This window comes from Herminiimonas sp. KBW02 (genome assembly GCF_003852535.1).
Classification (GTDB): domain Bacteria; phylum Pseudomonadota; class Gammaproteobacteria; order Burkholderiales; family Burkholderiaceae_D; genus Oxalicibacterium.
The window spans coordinates 340115-360337 of sequence record NZ_QAJP01000005.1 but is presented as its reverse complement, the minus strand read 5'-3'; the positions used below and the strand labels follow the sequence as shown (position 1 = coordinate 360337).

The 20223-nt window shown below is 54.6% G+C and carries 20 protein-coding genes; 10 read left to right on the top strand and 10 right to left on the bottom strand.

Annotated features, from left to right (window positions below; translation table 11 throughout):
- The first annotated feature begins 19 nt into the window (after positions 1 to 19).
- On the top strand, positions 20 to 460 hold the full coding sequence (locus DBR37_RS11130; protein WP_124574534.1) for an SWIB/MDM2 domain-containing protein: 441 nt from the start codon (positions 20 to 22) through the stop codon (positions 458 to 460).
- A 77-nt stretch (positions 461 to 537) separates the two neighbouring features.
- On the opposite strand, the gene DBR37_RS11125 is transcribed toward DBR37_RS11130, so the two are convergent.
- Positions 538 to 1155 carry a lytic transglycosylase domain-containing protein gene (locus DBR37_RS11125; protein WP_124574656.1) on the bottom strand — a complete coding sequence of 206 codons (618 nt, stop codon included), beginning with the start codon at positions 1153 to 1155 and terminating at the stop codon, positions 538 to 540.
- A gap of 140 nt (positions 1156 to 1295) precedes the next feature.
- A complete protein-coding gene (locus DBR37_RS11120; RefSeq protein WP_124574533.1) occupies positions 1296 to 3029 on the bottom strand; it encodes a proline--tRNA ligase in 1734 nt (577 codons plus the stop codon).
- A 202-nt stretch (positions 3030 to 3231) separates the two neighbouring features.
- On the opposite strand from DBR37_RS11120, the gene DBR37_RS11115 reads away from it, so the two are divergent.
- Entirely contained in the window at positions 3232 to 3816 is a 585-nt protein-coding gene (locus DBR37_RS11115) for an RNA pyrophosphohydrolase (RefSeq protein ID WP_124574532.1), read from the top strand.
- Positions 3809 to 4369 carry a CNP1-like family protein gene (locus tag DBR37_RS11110; protein WP_124574531.1) on the top strand — a complete coding sequence of 187 codons (561 nt, stop codon included), beginning with the start codon at positions 3809 to 3811 and terminating at the stop codon, positions 4367 to 4369. The genes DBR37_RS11115 and DBR37_RS11110 overlap by 8 nt, the downstream gene beginning before the upstream one ends.
- 62 nt (positions 4370 to 4431) lie before the next feature.
- Here the strand turns inward: DBR37_RS11110 and proB are convergent, their stop codons facing one another.
- The 4 genes from proB to rplU form a co-directional block, all read right to left on the bottom strand.
- Entirely contained in the window at positions 4432 to 5550 is a 1119-nt protein-coding gene (gene proB / locus DBR37_RS11105) for a glutamate 5-kinase (RefSeq protein ID WP_124574530.1), read from the bottom strand.
- A 97-nt stretch (positions 5551 to 5647) separates the two neighbouring features.
- Positions 5648 to 6757: an Obg family GTPase CgtA gene (gene cgtA, locus DBR37_RS11100; protein ID WP_124574529.1), complete on the bottom strand. Its 1110-nt coding sequence runs from the start codon at positions 6755 to 6757 to the stop codon at positions 5648 to 5650.
- A gap of 90 nt (positions 6758 to 6847) precedes the next feature.
- Positions 6848 to 7105 carry a 50S ribosomal protein L27 gene (rpmA, locus tag DBR37_RS11095; RefSeq protein WP_124574528.1) on the bottom strand — a complete coding sequence of 86 codons (258 nt, stop codon included), beginning with the start codon at positions 7103 to 7105 and terminating at the stop codon, positions 6848 to 6850.
- A gap of 38 nt (positions 7106 to 7143) precedes the next feature.
- Entirely contained in the window at positions 7144 to 7455 is a 312-nt protein-coding gene (rplU, locus tag DBR37_RS11090) for a 50S ribosomal protein L21 (RefSeq protein ID WP_012080843.1), read from the bottom strand.
- A gap of 291 nt (positions 7456 to 7746) precedes the next feature.
- On the opposite strand from rplU, the gene ispB reads away from it, so the two are divergent.
- The 7 genes from ispB to yacG all read left to right on the top strand — a co-directional run bounded on the left by ispB (position 7747) and on the right by yacG (position 14523).
- Entirely contained in the window at positions 7747 to 8697 is a 951-nt protein-coding gene (gene ispB / locus DBR37_RS11085) for an octaprenyl diphosphate synthase (protein ID WP_370454250.1), read from the top strand.
- 226 nt (positions 8698 to 8923) lie between these two features.
- Positions 8924 to 10648, top strand: a complete 1725-nt coding sequence (gene pilB / locus DBR37_RS11080) for a type IV-A pilus assembly ATPase PilB (RefSeq protein WP_124574526.1) — start codon at positions 8924 to 8926, stop codon at positions 10646 to 10648.
- 15 nt (positions 10649 to 10663) lie between these two features.
- Positions 10664 to 11896 (top strand): type II secretion system F family protein, encoded by a 1233-nt coding sequence (locus tag DBR37_RS11075; protein WP_124574525.1) that lies wholly within the window; start codon positions 10664 to 10666, stop codon positions 11894 to 11896.
- A 2-nt stretch (positions 11897 to 11898) separates the two neighbouring features.
- Entirely contained in the window at positions 11899 to 12759 is an 861-nt protein-coding gene (locus tag DBR37_RS11070; RefSeq protein ID WP_124574655.1) for an A24 family peptidase, read from the top strand.
- Between the two features lie 5 nt (positions 12760 to 12764).
- On the top strand, positions 12765 to 13391 hold the full coding sequence (gene coaE / locus DBR37_RS11065) for a dephospho-CoA kinase (RefSeq protein ID WP_124574524.1): 627 nt from the start codon (positions 12765 to 12767) through the stop codon (positions 13389 to 13391).
- A 179-nt stretch (positions 13392 to 13570) separates the two neighbouring features.
- Positions 13571 to 14326, top strand: a complete 756-nt coding sequence (gene zapD, locus DBR37_RS11060) for a cell division protein ZapD (RefSeq protein ID WP_124574523.1) — start codon at positions 13571 to 13573, stop codon at positions 14324 to 14326.
- A gap of 2 nt (positions 14327 to 14328) precedes the next feature.
- Positions 14329 to 14523: a DNA gyrase inhibitor YacG gene (gene yacG / locus DBR37_RS11055; RefSeq protein WP_124574522.1), complete on the top strand. Its 195-nt coding sequence runs from the start codon at positions 14329 to 14331 to the stop codon at positions 14521 to 14523.
- A gap of 14 nt (positions 14524 to 14537) precedes the next feature.
- On the opposite strand, the gene DBR37_RS11050 is transcribed toward yacG, so the two are convergent.
- The 4 genes from DBR37_RS11050 to secA all read right to left on the bottom strand — a co-directional run bounded on the left by DBR37_RS11050 (position 14538) and on the right by secA (position 20115).
- Entirely contained in the window at positions 14538 to 14969 is a 432-nt protein-coding gene (locus tag DBR37_RS11050; RefSeq protein WP_124574521.1) for an NUDIX domain-containing protein, read from the bottom strand.
- A gap of 57 nt (positions 14970 to 15026) precedes the next feature.
- Complete coding sequence (locus DBR37_RS11045; protein ID WP_124574520.1) at positions 15027 to 15899, bottom strand: ATP-binding protein; 873 nt, start codon at positions 15897 to 15899, stop codon at positions 15027 to 15029.
- A 44-nt stretch (positions 15900 to 15943) separates the two neighbouring features.
- On the bottom strand, positions 15944 to 17179 hold the full coding sequence (argJ, locus tag DBR37_RS11040; protein ID WP_124574519.1) for a bifunctional glutamate N-acetyltransferase/amino-acid acetyltransferase ArgJ: 1236 nt from the start codon (positions 17177 to 17179) through the stop codon (positions 15944 to 15946).
- 173 nt (positions 17180 to 17352) lie between these two features.
- The gene (gene secA, locus DBR37_RS11035) at positions 17353 to 20115 is read right to left on the bottom strand and encodes a preprotein translocase subunit SecA (protein WP_124574518.1); all 2763 of its coding nucleotides are present in this window, start codon (positions 20113 to 20115) and stop codon (positions 17353 to 17355) included.
- Positions 20116 to 20223: the final 108 nt, after the last annotated feature.

The following is a 20223-nucleotide window of genomic DNA, read 5'->3' as shown; positions in this document are numbered from 1 at the left end:
ATGTGAAGGAGGTTTGAAGATGGCAACAGCCAAAAAACCAGCGGCCACTAAACCGGCCGCCAAGAAACCAGCTGCGAAAAAACCCGTAGCGAAAAAAGCAGCACCAGCAAAAAAAGCAGCGCCGGCAAAGAAAGCCGCTCCTGCTAAAAAAGTAGCCGCTAAAAAGCCAGCAGCGAAAAAAGTTGCAGCGAAAAAGCCAGCAGCCGCACGCAAGCCTAACGCCGCATTCATGAAACCAGTAACCCCGTCCGCAGTTCTGGCCGCTGTTATCGGTGCATCGCCAGCTCCACGCACTGAAGTCACCAAAAAAGTGTGGGACTACATCAAGAAGTTCAAACTGCAAAACGAAGCTAACAAACGCATGATCGATGCGGATGAAAAGCTGAAAGCTGTCTTTGGCGGTAAAAAACAAGTGTCCATGTTTGAGATGACAAAACTCATCTCTGGCCACCTGAAATAATTTGCCTCTGCGCCAAACAAAAACGCCCGCATCGCGCGGGCGTTTTTGTATCTGTCAGTTGAATCTGCGACGCTGCTTTACTTCCGCTCCGCACCGGTTTCTGCCACCACACTGGTAATAGGTGCGCGCTGATGCTCCCACTTCTTCCATGCAGCCAGCACGGCATTCGGATATTCCGGGCGTCCACGACTACCGTTATACCGACCCAGGGCCAGATACAAATCACCACGCTCCATATCCAGATACATGCGCAGGATAGAACAACCGAAACGCAAATTGGTTTGCATATGGAACAGCTTGCTGCGATCACCATCCCCTATGACGCGCGTCCAGAACGGCATCACTTGCATATAGCCATGCGCACCGACCGGCGATACCGCATATTTGCGGAAGGCTGACTCAACCTGTATCAAGCCCAGCACCAGCGCAGGGTCCAGACCTGCACGCCGCGCTTCATACCAGGTCGTGCGCAGGAACTCCAGGCGAATCTGACGATCCGGCAGCTTCTTGTACAACCGGTCCGACATCTCACCCAGCCAGTGCAAATACTCGAGTCGTTCATCGATGCCGGCGAATTGCGGTATCGGTGGCCGCGGATCAGTAATCGCACGCGATAAGGCTATGCGGACACCATCGGCCATCGCCTCTTCTTTCTGATTGCCCGCGTCTGCAGTATTACTCAGCAACGCGAACATCAAGGAGCAAGCAAGACCAGTCCAATATTTACGATAGCCCGGCAACGATGTATCGGACACAGCACATATGGGCGAGGTAACTTGATGACTACTCAAGTCGTGCCTCATCACATGCATGCTGTCCTGACGCATCGTGGTGATTACTCAGCCAGCTTGGCTTTAACGAAAGCCAGCATCTCTTCCAGCGCAACCGGCGTCGCTGCCGCATCGCGACGGCCCTGATATTCCAGCTTGCCTTCTTTCAGGCCGCGATCGCCGATCACGATACGGTGCGGCACACCGATCAATTCCCAGTCCGCAAACATGGCACCCGGACGCTCACCGCGATCATCCAGGATCACATCGACGCCTGCCGCTTGCAAGCCTTCGTACAGCTTATCGGTTTCAGCCTTGACGCCTTCGCTACGGTCGTAACCCATAGGGCACAGCACCACTTCAAACGGTGCCAGTGCGGTCGGCCAGATGATGCCCTTATCATCAAAATTCTGCTCGATCGCTGCGCCCAGGATGCGGGTCACGCCGATGCCGTAGCAACCCATCTGAATCAATTGTGGCTTGCCGTTTTCGTCGAGGTAAGTCGCTTTCATCGATTCCGAATAAGCGGTACCGAGCTGGAATACGTGGCCGACTTCGATACCACGCTGAATTGCCAGCGTACCCTTACCATCCGGTGACGGATCGCCTTCGACCACATTGCGGATATCGAATACCTGCGCTTCCGGCAAATCACGTCCCCAGTTCACACCCGTAAAGTGGAAATCAACTTCATTCGCGCCGCAGACGAAGTCATGCATATTGGCAACGGTACGATCGACCACCACATTGACCGGCTTCTTGGTGTTGATAGGGCCGAGGTAGCCAGGTGGCGTACCGAACCACTCAACGATTTCTGCCTCGCTGGCAAAGCGATAACCGGCAATACCAGGAATCTTCGCAGCTTTAACTTCATTCAATTCATGGTCACCACGCAGCAGCAGGAGCCAGACTTGCTTGCTGGTCACGCCTTTATCTTCTGTTTCCACCGTCAATACGATGGATTTCACGGTTTGCGCCAAAGGCAGGTTCAGCAAGGCTGCCACGTCTTCGCACTTGGCTTTGCCCGGTGTCGCAGTCTTGGTCAGGGCCTGGGTCGGCGCTGCACGCTCAGTGTTGAGTGGCAAGGCTTCAGCCGCTTCCATATTGGCGGCGTAGTCGGAGTTCGGGCAGTAGACCAAGGCGTCTTCGCCGGTATCTGCAATCACGTGGAATTCATGCGAGCCGGAACCGCCGATCGCACCGTTGTCGGCTGCCACAGCACGGAACTGCAGGCCGAAGCGATTGAAAATCTTGACGTAGGCATCGAACATGATTTGATACGAACGCTTCAGACCATCGATATCACGGTCGAAGGAATAGGCATCCTTCATGGTGAATTCGCGACCACGCATCAGGCCGAAGCGCGGACGGCGCTCGTCACGGAACTTGGTCTGGATATGATAAAAATTGATAGGCAACTGGCGGTAGGACTTGATTTCGGTCCGTACCACGTCGGTAACGACTTCTTCCGAGGTAGGCTGGATCGCGAATTCACGACCATGCCTGTCCTTGACGCGCATCAGCTCGGCACCCATTTTGTCCCAGCGGCCGGTTTCCTGCCACAGCTCGGCCGGTTGCACTAATGGCATCAGCAGCTCGATGGCGTGGGCATTATTCATTTCCTCACGGATAATCGCCTCGACCTTGCGGATCACGCGCAAACCCATGGGCATATAGGTATAAATACCAGAACCGATGCGCTTGATCATGCCGGCGCGCATCATCAGCTTGTGGCTGACGATTTCTGCGTCGGAAGGAGCTTCTTTGAGAGTGGAAATGAAAAAACGGGATGCGCGCATGACGATGAATTCTTTTTAAAAAGAGAGAGGGTTATAATCAACTCAATTTTAAAGGATTAGCTGGCTGATGCACCCACTCTTCGTACAATTGATTGCTCTCTCCGTTGTTCGCGCGTCATTGCGCGGGCCGACGGTATAAGGCCGTACAGGTGACGATGTTCGATTGAGGGTCCGTTAGCCGCAGAAAGTTTTGAGGTACAACATGCTGGACCGTGAAGGCTTTCGCCCTAACGTCGGCATCATTCTGATCAACACCAGGAATGAAGTGTGGTGGGGCAAGCGGGTGCGCGAGCATTCGTGGCAATTCCCACAGGGCGGCATTAAATTTGGCGAGACCCCTGAGCAGGCGATGTATCGCGAGCTGGAAGAAGAAGTCGGCTTGCGGGCGGAGCACGTCAAAATCATAGGTCGCACCCGCGACTGGCTCCGTTACGAGGTGCCGGATCATTTCATCAAACGGGAAATCCGCGGTCATTACAAGGGCCAGAAGCAGATCTGGTTCCTGCTGCGCATGGTCGGACGCGATTGCGATGTCAATCTGCGCATGACCGAACACCCTGAATTTGATGCCTGGCGCTGGCATGATTACTGGGTGCCGCTGGATGTCGTGATCGAATTCAAACGGGATGTTTACCAGCGCGCCTTGCAGGAATTATCACGTTTCCTGTCACGCCCGACGCAACATGTCCCGCCGCAGCACAATACCGCGCGCTACCTGCGCCAGACGCACGCATCGCGCAAACCTGACGAACCATCTACCGCAAAAACCAAACCTGACAATGAATAAGTCTTTCCTCCCCTCGCGCAAACTGATGCCGGCACTGCTAACAGCAGCGTTATTGACCGTCGCCCAGATTGCCAGCGCGCAACAGCTGGAATACAACAAGGGCTTTGACGACGAGCCCAAGGAATGGATAGAGCTGCAAGCTGAACTGCCACCTGCACCCAAGGCCGAAAACCTGCAGCCCTTCTATGTCGGCCCGACCGCTACCCAGGAATTTGCGATTGATACCAAATCGCTGGCGATCGGCAAAGATGGTGTGATCCGCTACACGCTGGTTGCAGTCAGCCAGGGCGGCGCCAAAAACATCAGCTATGAAGGCATACGCTGCGCCAGCTTCGAGAAAAAGATTTATGCACTGGGCCGCGACGATGGCACATGGGCACCATCACGCCGCAATCAGTGGGAGCCTATCGTGCGCAGCAAGGTCAATCGCCAGCACGCAGCATTGGCGCAGGATTACTTTTGCAGCAATCTGACGATAGTCGGGAATGAAAAGGATATGTTGCAGCGCATGAAGTACCGCCGCACGCTGACTGATGATTTGTTACGCGAATAAAGCAGAATAAAGTCTAACCGTCAGGCGCTCAGCATGCCGCTCGCGCCTGACTGCACCAGAGATTACAGCAGGACCAGGTTGTCCCTATGTATCAACTCAGGTTCTTCAACAAAACCGAGTATCGCAGCAATATCCGATGAAGGTTTGCGCATGATGCGACGCGCATCCGAACTTGCGTAATTGCTGATCCCGCGTGCCAGCGCACGACCAGTCTGATCGACACACGTAATTACATCGCCACGACCAAAACTGCCCGTCACATCGGTCACACCGATAGGCAACAGCGACTTGCCTTCAGCCGTTAACTTTTGCACTGCACCAGCATCCAGCACCACTGCACCGGCTGTTTGCAAGTGATCCGCCATCCATTGCTTGCGCGCCGTCAGTTGCGCGGTTTGTGCCGTCAATTGCGTGCCGATAGCTTCGCCACCAGCCAGACGCGTCAGGACATTATCTTCCCGGCCCCAGGCGATGACGGTATGCGCACCGGACAAGGCGGCACGTTTGGCCGCCAGGATTTTGGTCAGCATGCCGCCGCGTCCGAGACTGCTGCCAGCACCACCAGCCATCGCTTCCAGCGCGACATCACCCGCCTTGGCTTCATGGATGAAGACCGCGTTCGGGTCTTTACGCGGATCAGCGCTGAACAAACCACGCTGATCGGTGAGAATGATCAATGCATCCGCTTCGATCAGATTCGCTACCAACGCACCCAGGGTGTCGTTGTCGCCAAATTTAATTTCATCGGTGACGACAGTATCGTTTTCATTGATGATGGGGACGACGCCCAGACGCAGCAGCGTGAATAAGGTAGAGCGCGCGTTCAGATAGCGTTCGCGATCAGCCAGATCGGCATGCGTCAACAAAATCTGCGCCGTCCGTACATCGTGCTGACGAAAACTGGTTTCATATATCTGCGCCAGGCCCATCTGCCCGACCGCAGCACATGCCTGCAATTCATGGATACCCACCGGACGCTTGTCAAAGCCGAGGCGCTGCATGCCTTCGACGATAGCGCCGGAACTCACCAGCACGACTTCCTTACCCAGTGCGCGCAAACGCGCGATTTGTGCCGCCCATTTCTGGATGGCTAGTGCATCCAGGCCCTTACCGTCATTGGTGACGAGGGAAGAACCGACTTTGATGATGACGCGTTTGGCTTCTTGAATGACGGAGTCCATGCTTAGTAACCCGGCTCTGTTTTAGTTTTGATGTACCTGAACGGTGAGGATGCAGGATTGCCGATTACCGGCAATCCCTTACAGCTTTTTAATACTTTTAGTCGATGATCTTGAAGCGAGGATCATCCGGATCGATAGAGTCGATACCACGTGCCTCTTCAACCATTTGCGGGGTTTCTTCAGTGCGCTGTTCAGCCTGACGTTGTACCGCGATGTATTCGTAGATTTCGTTCACCAGATCGGAACAGCCGTCACGTGTCAGTGCCGAAATCTCAAATACCGGGCCTTTCCAGCCAAAGCGTTTGATGAAATCTTTCACGCGTTTTTTGCGCTCATCTTCCGGCACCACATCCAGTTTGTTCAGCACCAGCCAGCGCGGCTTGTCGAACAGGGCTTCGTCGTATTTCTGCAATTCCTTGACGATAGCTTTCGCCTCCTTGACCGGATCGACATTGTCGAACGGTGCCAGATCAACGATGTGCAAGAGCAAACGGGTGCGTTGCAAATGGCGCAGGAACTGGATACCCAGGCCGGCGCCATCGGACGCACCTTCGATCAGGCCAGGAATATCGGCAATCACGAAACTCTTTTCGTGGCTGACGCGCACCACACCCAGGTTCGGGTGCAGCGTGGTAAATGGATAGTCTGCAATCTTCGGACGCGCGTTCGATACAGCCGTAATGAAGGTGGATTTACCTGCATTCGGCATACCGAGCAAACCGATATCGGCGAGCACTTTCAGCTCCAGCCGCAGTTCACGTCGTTCGCCTTCCTTGCCTTCGGATTTTTGCCGAGGTGCGCGGTTGGTCGATGATTTGAAATGGATATTGCCCCAGCCGCCCTCGCCGCCTTTGGCGATCAGGACTTCCTGCCCGTGCTCGGTCAGATCGGCGATCAGCTCACCATCGTTGTTATCAATAATCAGGGTGCCGACTGGCATGCGCAATTTGATGTCGTCCGCGCCCTTGCCGTAGCAATCAGCACCGCGACCATTTTCGCCATTCTTGGCTTTGTGCATTTTGGCAAAGCGGAAATCAACCAGCGTGTTGATATTGCGGTCTGCTACCGCATAGATGCTGCCGCCTTTTCCGCCGTCGCCGCCATCCGGCCCACCGAACGGCCTGAATTTTTCACGACAAAAGGATGCGACGCCGTTGCCGCCATCACCGGCAATGACTTCGATTTTTGCTTCGTCGATAAACTTCATAATATTTGCCGTTATAAAACTAAAAAGGCTCTACCTGGGGCAGAGCCTTTCGATTGAAGGCTTTCGCCTTACCTTGCGAGCTTAAATGAATTAAGCAGGTACTACAGTGACGTAATGACGTTTCAACGCGCCTTTAGTAACAAATGCAACTTTGCCGTCGGTCAGTGCGAACAAGGTGTGATCCTTGCCGATACCGACGTTTTCGCCTGCGTGCATTTTGGTACCGCGTTGGCGAACAATGATGCCGCCTGCGTTGATGGCCTGACCACCGTAGACTTTAACGCCCAGTCGTTTTGACTCTGAGTCACGACCATTTCGCGTAGTGCCGCCGCCTTTTTTATGTGCCATTTCTGACTCCTTGTATCTGGTTAGTCCGAGTCAGCGGCTTAGCCGTTGATCGAAACGATCTGCAATTCGGTGTAATTTTGGCGATGGCCTTGGTGCTTCTGGTAGTGCTTACGGCGACGCATCTTGAAAATCTTTACCTTGTCGTGACGACCATGGGAGACAACCGTAGCAAGGACCGTAGCACCAGCGACCAGCGGAGCACCAAACTTGATGGTTTCTCCAGCGCCCAATGCGAGCACCTGATCTAAGGTGATTTCGGATCCAATGTCTGCCGGTATCTGTTCTACTTTGAATTTTTCACCAGCGACAACTTTATATTGTTTGCCACCGGTTTTTATGACCGCGTACATGTGAAACCTCATCAAATGATTTAAGGACTTTTTCTCTTGAGACCGACCAGAACTGCGCAGACGGAATCGGGAAAACCTCCAATTATACATGGACTTAGGATCCCGGTCAAAGCCTGTATTACTGTAGTAAAAAGACAGCTTTCCAGAGCCTCCATAACCCCTGCTTCGTGGCGGGCAAGCAACGTTTCTGCCCCGGCTCGTCGTATAATTCCCTAAATTAACGCTTATTAACGCTTATTAATCAGGCTCAACTTGGTTTCCGCTTCCGCACCCTCCGCTCAAAACCTGCTTATACAACCCATCGCAGCTGATTTAAATGCCGTCGATACCGTGATACGTCAGAAGCTGCACTCTGAAGTAGCACTGGTCAATCAAATCGCCGACTACATCATCAGCGCCGGTGGCAAACGCATCCGTCCGGTACTGGTCCTGCTGATGGCCAACGCTTATGGCTACCGCGGCACCGATCACCATCAACTGGCAGCCGTCGTGGAATTTATCCATACGGCAACATTGCTGCACGATGACGTGGTCGATGAGTCGTCGCTGCGTCGCGGCCGCAAGACCGCCAACGCCCTGTTCGGCAATGCCGCCTCAGTGCTGGTAGGCGATTTCCTGTATTCGCGCGCTTTCCAGATGATGGTGTCGGTTGGCGATATCCGCATCATGCAAATCCTGGCGGACGCAACCAATGTCATCGCCGAAGGCGAAGTGCTGCAGTTGTTAAACATGCATGATCCTGATGTATCGGAAGAACGCTACACGCAGGTCATCCGCTCGAAAACCGCCAAACTGTTTGAAGCCGCAGCCCAGCTCGGCACGCTCATCGCTGGCGCGACGGACGAGCAAATCGAAGCAGCAGCGGAATATGGCCGCTCACTGGGCACCGCCTTCCAGCTGATAGACGACGTGCTCGACTACTCTGGTCAGGCTGACGACATCGGCAAAAACGTCGGCGACGACCTGCGTGAAGGCAAGGCGACCCTGCCGCTAATCTATCTGATGGAGCACGGCACCGCGGAACAGCGGGAATTGGTGCGCAGCTGCATCGAAAACGGCGACGAACAGCATTTCGACGCAGTATTGCAGGCCGTGACCACATCCGGTGCGCTCGACTACACCAAACGCAAGGCGGAAGAAGCATCCGCTCGCGCCACCGCATCCATCGCCGGCTTGCCGGAGAATGCCTATAAGGATGCCTTGCTCAAACTGAGCGCCTTCGCGGTCAACCGCAATCACTAAAACGATAGCGGTGCCATGCTCCGTGCATGCGCACCGCCTGCGATTACACCATCACATCCCGCATCCGCAGCAGTCGCCAACACTGTTAAAACGCTGCTCGCCAAACAGGCGGTGACAGGCGTTGCATTTTATGCGCAGAAAGTAACATTTCCCGCAGGATATCTTTACAAAACAGGTGCCTAGAGGCATTATCTAATGCACCTCTTGATGCTCCTGGCGTAAATACATGGCTGCAGTCCTTCCTAGTTCGGCATCAAATAATGCAATGCCAGGCCTCGCCCGCGCACTCTTGCAAGCTGGGCGGCTGACGCAACAGCAAGCCGACGCCATTAGCAAACAAGCTGCCAACGAAAAAAGTCCGTTTATTGATATTTTGCTGAAAAGCGACGTGATCGATTCCGGCAAACTCGCTGCCTTTTGCTCTGAAACTTTCGGCTATCCACTGCTGGATCTGGCAGCCTTCAATACCAGCCTGCTGCCCGAAAAAATCATCGATGCAAAGCTGATGCAAAGCCAGCACGTGATCGCGCTGGCCAAACGCGGCAATAAAGTCTCGATTGCGATCTCGGATCCCACCAATTCGCAGGCGCTGGATCAGATCAAATTCCAGGCGCAGCTGGCGGTCGAACCCATCATCGTCGATCACCTGACACTGCTCAAAATCATCGACAAACTCGGTCAAAGTGCCGAGCAAGGCCTGAATGAGCTGATAGGCGAAGACCTTGATATCGATTTCATCGAGGAAGAACTGGCGGTCCCGGTCGATGGCGGCACTGCCGATATCGACGATGCGCCTATCGTCAAATTCCTGCAAAAGATCCTGGTCGATGCGATCAACCTGGGTGCATCGGATTTGCACTTCGAACCGTTTGAAAAGTTTTACCGTATCCGCTTCCGCGTCGACGGCGTGCTGCGCGATATCGCGCAACCTCCGCTGGCGATCAAGGAAAAGCTGGCATCGCGCATCAAGGTCATCTCCAAACTCGACATCTCGGAAAAACGCGTACCGCAGGACGGCCGCATGAAGCTGGTGATGTCCAAGACCCGCTCCATCGACTTCCGCGTCAGCACCTTGCCTACCCTGTTCGGCGAAAAAATCGTCATGCGTATTCTCGACGGTTCACAGGCGCAAATGGGGATCGAAGCGCTGGGTTACGACCCGGATCAAAAGGAAACTCTGCTCACTGCGATCCAGCGCCCTTACGGCATGGTGCTGGTCACCGGCCCGACCGGCTCCGGCAAAACCGTTTCGCTCTACACCTGTCTCAACATCCTGAACAAACCCGGCATCAATATCTCGACCGCGGAAGATCCGGCCGAGATCAACCTGCCAGGCGTGAATCAGGTCAACGTTAATGACCGCGCCGGACTGACCTTCCCGGTCGCGCTGAAAGCATTCCTGCGGCAGGATCCCGACATCATCATGGTGGGTGAGATCCGCGACCTGGAAACCGCCGATATCGCGATCAAGGCAGCGCAAACCGGACATATGGTGTTTTCCACGCTGCATACCAACGATGCACCAGCGACGCTGACACGCCTGATGAATATGGGAGTCGCGCCGTTCAACATTGCATCGTCCGTCATTCTGATTACCGCGCAACGTCTGGCACGCCGGCTTTGCTCCTGCAAACAAACCACGGTGATTCCGGACGAAGCACTGCTGGAAGCAGGCTTTAGCGAAGATGATCTGGACGGCACCTGGTTGCCATACAAACCGGTCGGCTGCGAACGTTGCAGCGGCAGTGGTTACAAAGGCCGGGTCGGCATCTATCAAATCATGCCGATCAGCGAAGAGATCGAAGCCATCATCCTGAATCACGGTACGTCGATGGAAATTGAAGCGCAAGCCAAAAAGGACGGCGTGCGTAACTTGCGTGAATCAGGCCTGGTAAAGGTCAAACTGGGACTGACCAGCCTGGAAGAAGTTCTCGGCTGCACCAACGAATAATAAAGAGGTCTATGCATGGCAACATCCGCACGTAAGGTCGGAAGCGCAACACTACCCAAGGAGTCTGTCTTCGCCTGGGAGGGCAAGGACAAATCCGGCAAGATCGTGCGCGGCGAATTACGTGCCGGTGGCGAATCGGTAGTCAGCGCAACCTTGCGTCGTCAGGGCGTGCTGGTCACCAAGGTCAAAAAGAAAACCTATCGCAGCGGCAAGAAGGTTTCCGAAAAGGACATCACCTTATTTACGCGCCAGCTGGCCACCATGATGAAAGCCGGTGTGCCGCTGCTGCAATCCTTCGATATCGTCGCCAAGGGCAATGACAACCCGGCCGTATCCAAGCTGGTCCAGGACATCCGCTCCGATGTCGAAACAGGTACCAGCCTGAATCAGGCTTTCCGCAAATTTCCGCTCTACTTCGATCCGCTGTTTTGCAATCTGGTCGGCGCCGGTGAGCAAGCCGGTATCCTGGAAGACCTGCTGACCCGGCTCGCGATCTACAAGGAAAAAACCCTGGCCATCAAGGCCAAGATCAAGTCCGCGATGTTTTATCCGGTATCGATCCTGGCCGTCGCTTTCATCGTGACCGCCGTCATCATGATCTGGGTGGTTCCGGCCTTTAAGGAAGTATTCAAAAGCTTTGGCGCCGATCTGCCGGCCCCGACGCTGATGGTGATGGCCATGTCTGATTTCATGGTGGCCAACTGGTACATTATTTTCGGTCTGCTGTTCGGCGGCCTCTACCTGTTCTTCCAGTCGTGGAAACGCTCGCTCAAAATGCAGCGTTCGATGGATAAGTTATTGCTGAAACTGCCCATCTTCGGCGCCGTCATACGCAAGGCCACCATCGCACGCTGGACGCGTACCCTGGCCACCATGTTTGCGGCTGGCGTACCGCTGGTCGAATCACTCGACTCGGTAGGCGGCGCCTCCGGCAACGCTGTTTATCTGGACGCCACCAAACGGATACAGACCGAAGTCAGCACCGGCACCAGCCTGACGGTGGCGATGCAGAACTCGGACGTCTTCCCGAATATGGTGACGCAGATGGTTTCCATCGGTGAGGAATCCGGCTCGCTCGACAACATGCTGGGCAAAGTCGCAGATTTCTATGAAGATGAAGTGGATGAAGCCGTCGCCTCGCTCTCCAGTCTGATGGAGCCGCTGATTATGGTCATACTGGGCGTACTGATAGGCGGCCTGGTAGTCGCCATGTACCTGCCTATTTTCAAACTGGGTTCTGTGGTCTGATGATGGATTTACTTTGGTCTGCCCCTGCGGGCAGCGCATTACCTGCTATCGTCGCAGGCGTATTTGGCTTATTGATAGGCAGCTTCCTGAACGTCGTGATCCACCGCATCCCGAAGATGATGCAACGTGAATCTGACAATTATGTCGCCAGTGAGAGCGGCCAGCCGCTGCCGCACGAAGATCGTTACAACCTCGTCGTGCCGCGCTCGGCCTGTCCGCAATGCGGCCATCAGATCAGCGCACTGCAAAACATCCCGGTCGTCAGCTACCTCGCAATAGGCGGCAAATGCACTGCCTGTAAAACACCAATATCAATACGCTATCCGATCATCGAACTATTGAGCGGCGTGCTGTCGGCGTTCCTGATCTGGCACTTCGGCAGTGGCTTGCTGGGGTTGAGCACCCTGCTCTTTACCTATTTGCTGATCGCACTGACCTTCATTGATGCCGATACGCAACTACTGCCGGATGATCTGACACTGTCGTTGCTTTGGCTGGGCCTGCTGTTGAATCTGAACGCCACTTTTGTCCCGCTGCATGAAGCCGTCATCGGTGCGGCGGCTGGCTACCTCACCCTATGGTCGATTTACTGGCTGTTCAAGCTGCTGACCGGCAAGGAAGGCATGGGCTATGGCGACTTCAAACTGCTGGCCGCACTCGGCGCCTGGCTCGGCTGGAAGATGCTGCCCGTCATCATTCTCTTATCGTCGCTGGTCGGTGCCGTAGTCGGCATCGCCCTCATCGTGCTGGCCAAGCGCGGGCGCGACATCCCGATTCCGTTTGGCCCCTATCTCGCTGCGGCCGGTATGATAGCCCTGGTATATGGCAAATCACTGGCCGAAACTTATCTGGGCTTCTACTAGGCAGCATGGACGAACTGGGCACATTCAATCGCTTTTCCGTAGGCCTGACCGGTGGCATAGGCAGTGGTAAAAGCACGGTGGCCGATCTGTTTGCCGAACAAGGCGCGGCTGTCGTCGACACCGACCTGATAGCGCATCAACTGACCGCGCCCGACGGTGCTGCCATCCCGGCTATCCGCGCAGCGTTCGGTGCCGGACTCATTCTGCCGGACGGTGCGATGGACAGAGCGGCCATGCGCGAACGCGTATTTGCCGATCCGAATGATAAAAAGCGCCTGGAAGCGATCCTGTTCCCGCTAATACGCCAGTTCACACGCGCAGCGGCAGACCAGGCCGAAGGCCCCTATCTGCTCTTCGTAGTGCCGCTGCTGGTGGAGTCGGGCCTGTGGCAGCAACGTGTATCGCGAGTGCTGACTGTTGATTGCCCGGAAGAAGTACAGATACGTCGTGTGATGCAGCGCAATAAGCTCAGTGAGCAGCAAGTGCGTGCCATTATCGCCAGTCAGGCCAGTCGTGCAGAGCGTCTGGCAGCGGCCAACGATGTGATCAATAACGAGGGTGATAGCACAGCGCTATTACCGCAAGTGCTGGAGTTGCACCGCCACTATCTGAAGCTGGCGCAGGCCGAGTGAACGTTAGCACCGGGCCGCTGTCTATAGCTGCAATCCGGCACCAGAATCAGAACAAAAACGCAGCCCGTTTTAATGAATGCCAAACAAAATCGTTGCATCATTTGTATTTTGTCGCGGCTTCGTTCAGAATCACAACATTAGCTCGTATTGCCCGGTTTTAACTTTTAAGGGATGCCACTTTGATTGTCTACGAATACCCTTTCAACGAGCGTATTCGCACGTTGTTGCGGCTAGAAGACCTGTACGAGAAATTCGCTTTCTTTATCGGTCAGGATCATCCGCAGCATCACCACGTTGCCCTTGCCACCATGTTCGAAATGCTGGAGGTGGCTGGTCGTGCCGACCTCAAATCCGACCTGTTGCAAGAGCTGGAACGTCAAAAACAAACCCTACTCGGTTTCAAATCCAATCCGAACGTCGAAGCAGAAATGCTGGATGCCATCCTGTTTGACCTGGATCGCATCAGTAGCGCATTGATCGCCTCGCAAGGCAAAACCGGCCAGCACATCCGTGAAAACGAATGGCTGATGAGCATACGCGGCCGCACCATCATCCCGGGCGGCGCCTGTGAATTCGATCTGCCCTCGTACTATGCGTGGCAGCATGATTCGGCAGAACAACGCCTGGCTGACATCCATAAATGGTTTACCCCGCTGGCACCGCTGTTCGACGCAATCGGCATGGTCTTGCGCCTGCTGCGCGAATCCGGTCGTCCGGTCAAAATGATTGCGCAAACCGGCAGCTATCAACAAATGCTGCAAGGCAAGGCTTATCAGATGCTGCGCCTGAATATCGATGAAACGCTGGGCGCGATTCCTGAGATTTCCGCCAATAAATACATGCTGTGGGTACGCTTTACCTCGCAGGACGGCGACATGAAACCGAAAGCCTTTGAAGGCGACGTACCTTTTGAACTGAGCTTGTGTAGTTTCTGATTATGGTTACGACAGTCAATTGCCCTACCTGCGGCACCAAAGTGGAATGGACAGAGCTGAGTAAATTCCGCCCGTTCTGCTCCAACCGATGCAAACAGATAGATCTCGGCGCCTGGGCCGAAGAGAAGTATGTGATTCCGGTCGTCAATCCACTGGACGACCTGGATGATGATATTCCACCACCACCGCAACCCTGAACAGGGCTGAGGCTTTAAACGGATGCTGCCGGGGATGTCCCCGGATAACGTAGCTTATCGAGCCACTCTATCAACGGTATCGTAGCTGGCAGCAGCGGCTCCACCCCGACACTCCCCTGCCATGCAAACGCCTGATTTTCCAGGCTCTGCGGCTCGCCGCGCCACTCCTGGCTAATGTAGAAATGCAGGCGCACATGCGCATGCGGATAAACATGTTCAACGCCGCACCATGGCTCCGCTGACAGCACTTCCACTCCGAGTTCTTCGACAAATTCGCGCTTCAGCGCATCGATGATGGCTTCACCGGATTCGACTTTGCCGCCTGGGAATTCCCAGTAACCGGCATATGGCTTACCGTCTGGCCGCTGGCCGAGCAAGACATCACCATTCGGCTTCATGAGTATGCCGACTGCGACATCGATGGGGGTGGATTTGGTTTCGGACATGGGGAGACCAGAAGAAAGCTAAGCAGGTGCCCGGTCAGGCCAGGCACCCGTAGTGGATTACTTGGGCATTTTTCCGGCGTGGTCTTTGGCGAATTGCCAGGCCACACGACCGGAACGTGAGCCACGTTGCAAGGCCCATTGCAAGGCCTCGGTACGCGCCTCTTCTATCTGTTGCGGGTTGCAACCGAAGTGCTTGAGCCAGTGCGCGACGATATCCAAATAATCATCCTGACGGAACGGATAGAACGTCACCCACAGGCCGAAGCGTTCGGACAGCGAAATCTTTTCTTCCACGGTTTCACCCGGATGCAGATCGCCGTTATCGTCGGTCTTGTAACCGGCATTGTCCGACATGCGTTCCGGCAGCAAATGACGACGATTCGAGGTCGCATAAATCAGGACATTGTCCGACTGCGCAGAGATACTGCCATCCAGCGCCACCTTCAATGCCTTGTATCCGCCCTCGCCTTCTTCAAACGACAAATCGTCGCAGAAGATAATGAAGCGTTCAGGACGACCGGAAACCAGATCCACGATATCAGCCAGATCACCCAGGTCATCCTTGTCAACTTCGATCAGACGCAGGCCCTGATCGGCAAACTGATTCAGACAAGCCTTGATCAGTGAAGACTTGCCGGTACCGCGCGCGCCAGTCAGCAAGACATTGTTGGCAGGTACGCCTTCAACAAACTGCCGGGTGTTTTGTTCTATCTGCTGTTTTTGCGGTCCGATATTGTGCAGATCGTCCAAAGCGATAGGCGCCAAATGCGCCACCGGTTGCAGATAACCGCGACCATTGCCGCTGGATTTGCGCCAGCGAAAAGCGATTCCCGCATTCCAGTCCGGTGTCGGCAACGCCGGTGGCAGGAAAGATTCGAGACGTTCGAGTAAGGCTTCAGCCCGCGTTAAAAACTGTTCAAGTTGTGTCATCGTAATCGAGCGTATTAATTAATCAGAAGCGAATCAAAAGCAGATCAGGAACGATAGTCAGCGTTGATCGTTACATACTCATGCGACAAGTCGCAGGTCCAGATGGTGGCGTCTGCCTTACCGCGACCGAGTTTGACGCGCACCGTGATTTCGCTTTGCTTCATCACGCGCTGACCATCCGCTTCCTGGTAATCCGGATTGCGGCCGCCATTTTTGGCGACCCATACATCGTCCAGATACAGGTTCAGGGTAGTCACGTCGAGATCATCAACGCCAGCGTAACCAATCGCAGCCAGGATACGACCGAGGTTAGGATCAGATGCAAAGAAAGCGGTTTTAACCAATGGTGAATGCGCAATCGAGTAAGCAATCTTGCGGCACTCTTCAACGTTCTTGCCTTCTTCTACCGTGACGGTGATGAACTTGGTTGCACCCTCACCATCACGCACGATCATTTGCGCCAACTCTTGCGACAAGCCCAGTACTGCGGCGGCCAGTGCCTGGTATTCCGGCGTATCGATCGCATTCACTTCAACGCTGGCAGCGCCGGTCGCAATCACGATGAAGGAGTCATTGGTCGATGTATCGCCGTCGATGGTGATGCAGTTGAATGAGCGATTTGCTACTTCCTTAGTCAAATGATCAAGCACCGGCTGCGCCACTTTCGCATCCATCGCCATAAAGCCCAGCATGGTCGCCATGTTCGGCTTGATCATGCCGGCACCTTTGCTGATACCGGTCAGTGTGATGGTCTGGCCATTGATGCTGACCTGACGCGAAGCAGCTTTCGGCTGGGTGTCGGTGGTCATGATGGACAAGGCAGCGTTGTGCCAGTTATCCGATTTAAGATTGGCGATAGCTTGTGGCAAACCGGCTTTCAGTTTCTCGATAGGCAGCGGCTCCAGGATCACACCAGTCGAGAATGGCAGGATTTGCGACGCGTCGCAGCCCAGCAGGCCAGCGAGTGCGCTACAGGTCGCCTTCGCATCCGCCAGACCGGTTTCGCCGGTGCCTGCGTTGGCATTACCAGTATTGATCACGAGTGCGCGTATCGGTGCGCTGGCTTGCAGCTTGCCCAGATGTTCTTTGCAGACTTGCACCGGCGCCGCGCAAAAACGGTTTTGCGTAAACACACCGGCGACGGTTGCGGTCGGTGCCAGCTTCATGACCAGCACATCCTTGCGATTGGCTTTTCGTATGCCTGCTTCGGCATGACCGAGTTCAATACCGGCTACAGCGGTCAGATTTTCAGGAATAGGGAGAGGAAGATTAACGGCCATCGCAAGTTTTCTATATCAGAGGGTTAATAAGACAGACTACCAAAGCGGACTACAGATCAGATCAATATTGTAATCGCTAGCGGGCATATGCATGCATCAGGCCCACAGGCGGACTACCAAAGCAAAAGGGCGGGATAAGCCCGCCCTTCCGGTTTCAACGCATCAGGTCGCGATTAAGCGAGGCGACCATGGCATTGCTGGTACTTCTTGCCACTACCGCAAGGGCATGGATCGTTGCGACCGACCTTAGGCAAGGCATTCACTTGTGTGTGGTTCGCTTCGCTTGCAACTGCAGTCGGCGCGAGCAATTCTTCCGGCGCTGCATCAGCGTCGAAATCAGCATGCTGGTAGTGCACGTTCTCGACATGCGACTGCGACAACTGCTCTTCTGCCGCATCAATTTCTTCACGCGACTGGATGCGTACCGTCATCACGATCTTGACGACCTCATCCTTGATCAGGTTCAGCATCTGGCCAAACAGTTCAAATGCTTCGCGCTTGTATTCCTGCTTAGGATTCTTCTGCGCGTAACCACGCAAATGGATACCCTGACGCAGATGATCCAGCGCCGCCAGATGTTCACGCCAGTGCGAATCGACCGCCTGCAACATCACGCTGCGCTCGAATCCGGCAAAGGCATCCTTGCCGACGATCTCGATTTTCTGCGCATAGATGTCGTCGGTGAATTTCACCAGGCGTTCGAGCATGTCTTCGTCAGTGATATTCGGCTCGCCTTCCAGCACTTTAACCAGCGAGAAATCGACTTTCCACTCGTCGCGCAGTACAGCGTCGAGCGCCGGCAGATCCCATTGTTCTTCCATCGATTGCTCCGGCACATAGGTGCGGAACAAGTCGGTGAAGACACCCTGGCGCAAGGAAGTGATCATCTCGGAAACGTCGGTGGTTTCGAGCAATTCATTACGCTGTTGGTAAATCACTTTACGCTGGTCATTGGCGACGTCATCGTATTCGAGCAATTGCTTACGAATATCAAAGTTACGCGCTTCCACCTTGCGTTGTGCCGATTCAATCGAACGCGACACGATACCTGCTTCGATCGGTTCGCCTTCCGGCATTTTCAAACGATCCATGATCGCGCGTACGCGGTCACCGGCAAAGATACGCAGCAAGGCGTCATCCAGCGACAGGTAGAAACGCGAAGAACCCGGATCACCCTGGCGACCGGAACGGCCACGCAACTGGTTATCAACGCGACGCGATTCGTGGCGCTCGGTACCGATGATGTGCAAGCCACCTGCGTTCACGACGTGATCGTGCAAGGACTGCCATTCATCACGCAAGGTTTGCGCTTGCGCTGCTTTATCCGCATCGCTCAAAGCCTCATTGGCTTCGATGATCTGCACCTGTTTGCCGACGTTGCCGCCGAGGACGATATCGGTACCACGACCCGCCATATTGGTGGCGATGGTGATGGCTTTCGGACGACCTGCCTGTGCAATGATTTCCGCTTCGCGTGCATGCTGTTTCGCATTCAGCACGTTATGCGGCAATTTGGCTTTGGTCAGGATGCCGGACAACAGCTCGGAATTCTCAATCGAAGTCGTACCCACCAGTACCGGCTGGCCACGTTCGTAGCAATCCTGAATATCCTTCAGCATCGCGCCGTATTTTTCTTCCGACGATTTGTAAACCTGATCCTGGCGATCCTTGCGCTGGCTAGGACGGTTCGGCGGGATAACGACGGTTTCCAGTTTGTAGATTTCCTGGAATTCGTAAGCTTCAGTGTCCGCTGTACCGGTCATGCCGGACAGCTTGGTGTACATACGGAAGTAATTCTGGAAGGTGATCGAAGCCAGTGTCTGGTTTTCGTTCTGGATCTTGACGTGTTCCTTCGCTTCCACCGCCTGGTGCAGCCCTTCGGACCAGCGACGACCGGTCATCAGACGACCAGTGAATTCATCGACGATCACAACCTCACCGTTTTGCACTACATAGTGCTGATCCTTGTGATACAGCGTATGCGCGCGCAAGGCAGCGTACAAATGGTGGATCAGGGTGATGTTGGCAGCGTCGTACAGCGAGGCGCCTTCCGGCAGCAAGCCCATACGTGTCAGGATTTGTTCGGCTTTTTCGTGACCGGCTTCGGTCAGCAAGACCTGATGGGATTTTTCATCCTTGGTGTAGTCGCCCGGCACTTCTATCTTGCCTTTGCCGTCCGGTGTCTCTTCACCGATTTGCAAGGACAGCAGCGGCGGCACTTCATTGATTTTGTGATACAGGTCAGTGTGGTTCTCAGCCTGACCGGAAATGATCAGCGGGGTACGCGCTTCGTCGATCAGGATGGAGTCAACTTCATCGACAATCGCGTAATGCAGGCCACGCTGGACGCGATCGCCCGTGTCGTAGACCATGTTATCGCGCAGATAATCAAAGCCGAATTCGTTGTTGGTACCGTAGGTGATGTCGGAGTTGTACGCGGTCTGCTTGGCTTCGTGATCGATTTGCGACAGGTTGATACCAGTCGTCAGGCCGAGCCAGCCGTACAGGGTGCTCATCCATTCGGCATCGCGCTGGGCCAGGTAATCATTGACCGTCACCACGTGCACGCCTTTGCCGGCCAATGCATTCAGGTAGGCTGGCAGCGTTGCCATCAGGGTTTTACCTTCACCCGTACCCATTTCGGCGATTTTCCCGTAGTGCAGCGCCATGCCGCCTATCAGTTGCACGTCGAAGTGGCGCATCTTGAGGATACGCTTGCTGGCTTCGCGGCAAACCGCAAATGCTTCCGGCAGGAGCTGGTCGATGTCCTCGCCCTTCGCGAGACGCTCCTTGAATTCCGGGGTTTTGGCCTTCAGGGCCTCGTCGGATAATTGTTCCAGCGCCGGTTCAAGAGCATTGATTTCACGAACGGTCTTCTGGTATTGCTTGAGTAAGCGCTGATTGCGGCTACCGAAAATCTGAGTCAGTAATGACATGCTTGGATTCTAAAAAAGGCGCCTTGAAACAACCTGATGCAGCAAGCTATACCTTGCCTGCATCGAATTGGGCTTGGGCTAAATGGTGGATTTTATCATGTCGTTTCC

Coding starts and splice junctions, on each gene's coding strand:
- argJ (WP_124574519.1), bottom strand. CDS start 17,179: ATGGCCGTTAATCTTCCTCTCCCTATTCCTGAAAATCTGACCGCTGTA.
- DBR37_RS11070 (WP_124574655.1), top strand. CDS start 11,899: ATGGATTTACTTTGGTCTGCCCCTGCGGGCAGCGCATTACCTGCTATC.
- DBR37_RS11045 (WP_124574520.1), bottom strand. CDS start 15,899: ATGACACAACTTGAACAGTTTTTAACGCGGGCTGAAGCCTTACTCGAA.
- rpmA (WP_124574528.1), bottom strand. CDS start 7,105: ATGGCACATAAAAAAGGCGGCGGCACTACGCGAAATGGTCGTGACTCA.
- DBR37_RS11110 (WP_124574531.1), top strand. CDS start 3,809: ATGAATAAGTCTTTCCTCCCCTCGCGCAAACTGATGCCGGCACTGCTA.
- yacG (WP_124574522.1), top strand. CDS start 14,329: ATGGTTACGACAGTCAATTGCCCTACCTGCGGCACCAAAGTGGAATGG.
- DBR37_RS11050 (WP_124574521.1), bottom strand. CDS start 14,969: ATGTCCGAAACCAAATCCACCCCCATCGATGTCGCAGTCGGCATACTC.
- rplU (WP_012080843.1), bottom strand. CDS start 7,455: ATGTACGCGGTCATAAAAACCGGTGGCAAACAATATAAAGTTGTCGCT.
- DBR37_RS11125 (WP_124574656.1), bottom strand. CDS start 1,155: ATGTTCGCGTTGCTGAGTAATACTGCAGACGCGGGCAATCAGAAAGAA.
- DBR37_RS11075 (WP_124574525.1), top strand. CDS start 10,664: ATGGCAACATCCGCACGTAAGGTCGGAAGCGCAACACTACCCAAGGAG.
- coaE (WP_124574524.1), top strand. CDS start 12,765: ATGGACGAACTGGGCACATTCAATCGCTTTTCCGTAGGCCTGACCGGT.
- DBR37_RS11120 (WP_124574533.1), bottom strand. CDS start 3,029: ATGCGCGCATCCCGTTTTTTCATTTCCACTCTCAAAGAAGCTCCTTCC.
- DBR37_RS11130 (WP_124574534.1), top strand. CDS start 20: ATGGCAACAGCCAAAAAACCAGCGGCCACTAAACCGGCCGCCAAGAAA.
- secA (WP_124574518.1), bottom strand. CDS start 20,115: ATGTCATTACTGACTCAGATTTTCGGTAGCCGCAATCAGCGCTTACTC.
- proB (WP_124574530.1), bottom strand. CDS start 5,550: ATGGACTCCGTCATTCAAGAAGCCAAACGCGTCATCATCAAAGTCGGT.
- pilB (WP_124574526.1), top strand. CDS start 8,924: ATGGCTGCAGTCCTTCCTAGTTCGGCATCAAATAATGCAATGCCAGGC.
- cgtA (WP_124574529.1), bottom strand. CDS start 6,757: ATGAAGTTTATCGACGAAGCAAAAATCGAAGTCATTGCCGGTGATGGC.
- DBR37_RS11115 (WP_124574532.1), top strand. CDS start 3,232: ATGCTGGACCGTGAAGGCTTTCGCCCTAACGTCGGCATCATTCTGATC.